5 protein-coding genes are annotated in these 3,256 nt (G+C 47.5%); all 5 read left to right on the top strand.

Features of this window, described 5'->3' with window-relative positions; all coding sequences use genetic code 11:
* On the top strand, positions 1-528 hold a 528-nt coding region (tsaA, locus tag ACTS3T_RS00460), incomplete at its 5' end, for a tRNA (N6-threonylcarbamoyladenosine(37)-N6)-methyltransferase TrmO (protein ID WP_462934572.1).
* A 431-nt stretch (positions 529-959) separates the two neighbouring features.
* Positions 960-1,262, top strand: a complete 303-nt coding sequence (locus tag ACTS3T_RS00455) for a type II toxin-antitoxin system HigB family toxin (RefSeq protein WP_377965999.1) — start codon at positions 960-962, stop codon at positions 1,260-1,262.
* A gap of 73 nt (positions 1,263-1,335) precedes the next feature.
* Entirely contained in the window at positions 1,336-1,743 is a 408-nt protein-coding gene (locus ACTS3T_RS00450) for a helix-turn-helix domain-containing protein (RefSeq protein WP_377965997.1), read from the top strand.
* Between the two features lie 18 nt (positions 1,744-1,761).
* Positions 1,762-2,163: a hypothetical protein gene (locus tag ACTS3T_RS00445; protein WP_377965995.1), complete on the top strand. Its 402-nt coding sequence runs from the start codon at positions 1,762-1,764 to the stop codon at positions 2,161-2,163.
* Positions 2,163-3,256: caspase family protein (locus ACTS3T_RS00440; RefSeq protein ID WP_462934571.1), on the top strand; the 1,094-nt coding region annotated here is incomplete at its 3' end. The genes ACTS3T_RS00445 and ACTS3T_RS00440, both read left to right, overlap by 1 nt.

Below are 3,256 nucleotides of genomic sequence, written 5' to 3'. Positions count from 1 at the left end.
TTCCCCCACGAAATTACGCTGCGCCCGATTGGTATTGTGCATTCGCCCTATACCGAGCGTCACGGCACCCCCCGCCAAGCGGCGCTGCGCTCTGCCCCAGCAGACTATCAGCCTGCGATCGCCCAAATTGAGCTATTTGAAACGGTCTTACCTGCGATCGCCCTTAAAGATCTCTCTGGCTTTGAGCGTATCTGGGTGATTTCTTGGCTGCATCTCAACCACCACTGGAACCCCACCGTCACTCCTCCCCGTGGCCCCCGCACTCGGCGCGGCACACTGGCAACGCGTGCCCCCCATCGGCCTAACCCAATTGGTTTGAGCGCCCCCAAACTGATCAAAGTGGAAGGTTTGATGCTCTCTGTTGAAGGCATTGACCTGCTCGATCAAACCCCCGTGCTAGACATCAAGCCCTATGTAACTTACTGCGATGCCTTTCCAGAAGCGCACTGTGGTTATGTGAGCGAGATGGAACAAGCACAGGAACACGAGATAGATGTGTTTGGCTCAGCCGGTCATCCAGGGATTTAAGGCATTGTGGTTAGCATAAACTTTGGAACTCAATGTGAACGGGCTACTGGATGTCCTACTGCAAGCTAAGCGGAATCCCTTGGGTAATATCAATTCTCGATTTTAGATTTTAGATTTTGAATTGAACAGTCTCTGATCTGCAGACGTTTCGGCATTCTCATCTGTACCTTTACGTTGAAGAATCGGTATAAACCATTGTCAGGTGTTTAGATTTTGCGATAAGGGCAACTGTTGTCTGCTTAGGAGTGTCCTAGAAGCCTTATTTTTCTGTACTTGTAGGTGAGTTCGCAATTTGCTAAGATTCTGCTGGCGATAACCAGTCATCAGAGTTGAGTAATGATAGGTGGCCAAGTTATTGATTAGACCCAGCAGTAACCGAGTGGTTACATTTTTGTGGAGATTTATTATGTCCTGCTTCTTGTCAAGTAGTTATGCACATTATTACCCGCTCTCGTCTTGTAGAGTTCTGGAAGAAGCATCCTGATGCCAAGACCAGTTTGCTTCTTTGGTATAAGCTAACAATCGTCGCTGATTGGCAGAACTTTGTAAAAGTACGCGAGATCTTTTCTTCTGCTGATCAAGTTGGAAACTTTACGATTTTCAATATAGGGGGTAACAAGTATCGATTAATCGCTTTTGTAGACTATACCTACCAAAAGGTTTTTATTCGTCATGTTCTTACTCACGCCGAATATGACAAGAATGATTGGAAGAAAGACGATTGGTATAAATAGACTAATAGCAGGTCGTCGCTGTTAGTAGTTAAAGAAGTTATTTTCGGGTCGCCGCCATTACGGGCGAGGAAGTATGTTTACAACCGAACCTAATAGTTACATTGATCTGCTGCAAAAGTTTCCACCTCGTCCCATTAAATCAGAGGCAGAGTTTTTTGCAGTTCAAGAGATTATCGATACTTTGCTTGACGCTGGCGAACTAACACCAGAAAAGCAAGACTACGTTAATGTACTGGGTATTCTGGTTCATGAATACGAAGAAAAGCATGTATCAATTCCAGATTTAAGCGGTGTTGAGTTGCTTAGGGCATTAATTGACGAGTTTAGTCTTAAACAAAAAGATTTAGTTCCTATTTTCAAAACTGAGTCAATTGTGTCTGCAATTCTCAATGGTCAACGCAAATTTACGGTAGAGCATATTGAAAAACTAGCTGATTTTTTCAACATTTCTCCATCTGCCTTTTTTCGTCGAACTCTATGACTAAACGCAAGTAGTACGATGGCAAATACTGTTGACCTCTTTATTGACCTAAACAACGCCGGACTAGACCTAGAGCCAGAAGACCTTGAAGCTTACACCCAACAGCTAGCAACTGACCTGAACGAAGGGCTAGCCGAAGCGGCAAAACTGGCGCGATCGGCGGAGATCCCGGAAGGGAGCAAAGCCGGAGAAGCTGGATTTGACTTAGGCATTCTTAAGGCGGAGGTGAATCTAAAAAATATCCTGGCGGTGCTGGGCTGGCTAAGAAACAGGATTGCAGGGGCGACGCTAAAAATTGAATATGGCGATGTGAAGTTAGAATATCGCACCCCAGAGCAGCTAGAGCAGCAGCTACAGGCGCTAGAGAATATTTCGCACCTGACGGTTAGAGTAGTAAAAAGCGAACCCAGCAAGGATTGATGGCAAAGATTGCGCTGCTAATTGGGGTGAGTGAGTATGGCGAGGGGTTGTCTAATCTGCCGGGAACGCAGGCAGACATTGAAGCTGTGCAGCGAGTTTTGCAAAGTCCTCAAATTGGTGACTTTAACACCGTTGAGCGGTTGTTGAATCCCAATTGCACCCAAATGGAAAAGGCGATCGAGCAGCTATTCGGCGAAAACCGCAGCCGTGATGACCTGATTTTGCTCTATTTTTCAGGACATGGAGTACGGGATGACAACGGCACCCTTTACTTTGCCACTACCAATACTGAAAAGAACGCTCAAGGGCGAATTCTTACCAGCACGGCAGTTAGCGCTAGCGCTTTGCAAAACTACATGGGGCAAAGCCGTTCTAATCGGCAGGTGTTGGTTTTAGACTGCTGCTTTAGCGGCGCTTTTGCCAGAGATATGAAGGCAAAATCTGACGAGGCGATCAATGTCAAAGCCCAGTTGGGCGGCGAGGGACGGGCTGTACTAACGTCTTCAACGGCAACTCAGGTATCTTACGAAAAAGAGGGAGCCAGCATCTACACCCAATATCTGGTGCAGGGGTTAGAAACGGGGGCGGCTGACCGCAATGAAGACGGGCAGGTGACGGTAGATGAGCTGCATGAGTATGCCAAAGAAAAGGTGCAGGAAGCCGCGCCGACCATGCAGCCAGAAATTTATGCGGTGCGAGAAGGCTATAAAATTTTGATTGCTCGTGCGCCCCAGGGTGATCCGAAGTTGATTTTTCGTAAAGAGCTGCATGAACGGGCTAAGCGGAAGCGGGGTAAGCTTTCGCCGATTGATCGGCGGGCGTTTAAGTTTCGCTCACGCGAGTTGCAGCTAAGCGAGCCAGAAGCCGAGCTAATTACCCATGAGGTCTTGCAGCCCTATGCGGTTTTTTGGGAAAAGCTGGGTGAGTTTGAGCAAGCCGTGGAGGAAATGCTAGCCTACGAGCCGCAGCTTAGCGAGGGCAGCGTGGATGATTTGCAATATTTTCAGCGGGTGTTGAAGCTGCGGGATGAAGATATTGCGCCAGTGCTCAGAACTTACCAGATTGACCTCACATTAGACTCTAAAAGACAAGA

Origin of the sequence: Almyronema sp. (genome assembly GCF_052168255.1) — a bacterium.
GTDB lineage: Bacteria > Cyanobacteriota > Cyanobacteriia > Phormidesmidales > Phormidesmidaceae > Sphaerothrix > Sphaerothrix epifaneia.
This window is presented reverse-complemented; position numbering and strand designations above follow the sequence as displayed.

What these genes read in the sequence shown, in the direction of transcription:
- ACTS3T_RS00450 (WP_377965997.1), top strand. Translation starts at nt 1,336, where the DNA reads ATGTTTACAACCGAACCTAATAGTTACATTGATCTGCTGCAAAAGTTT.
- ACTS3T_RS00445 (WP_377965995.1), top strand. Translation starts at nt 1,762, where the DNA reads ATGGCAAATACTGTTGACCTCTTTATTGACCTAAACAACGCCGGACTA.
- ACTS3T_RS00455 (WP_377965999.1), top strand. Translation starts at nt 960, where the DNA reads ATGCACATTATTACCCGCTCTCGTCTTGTAGAGTTCTGGAAGAAGCAT.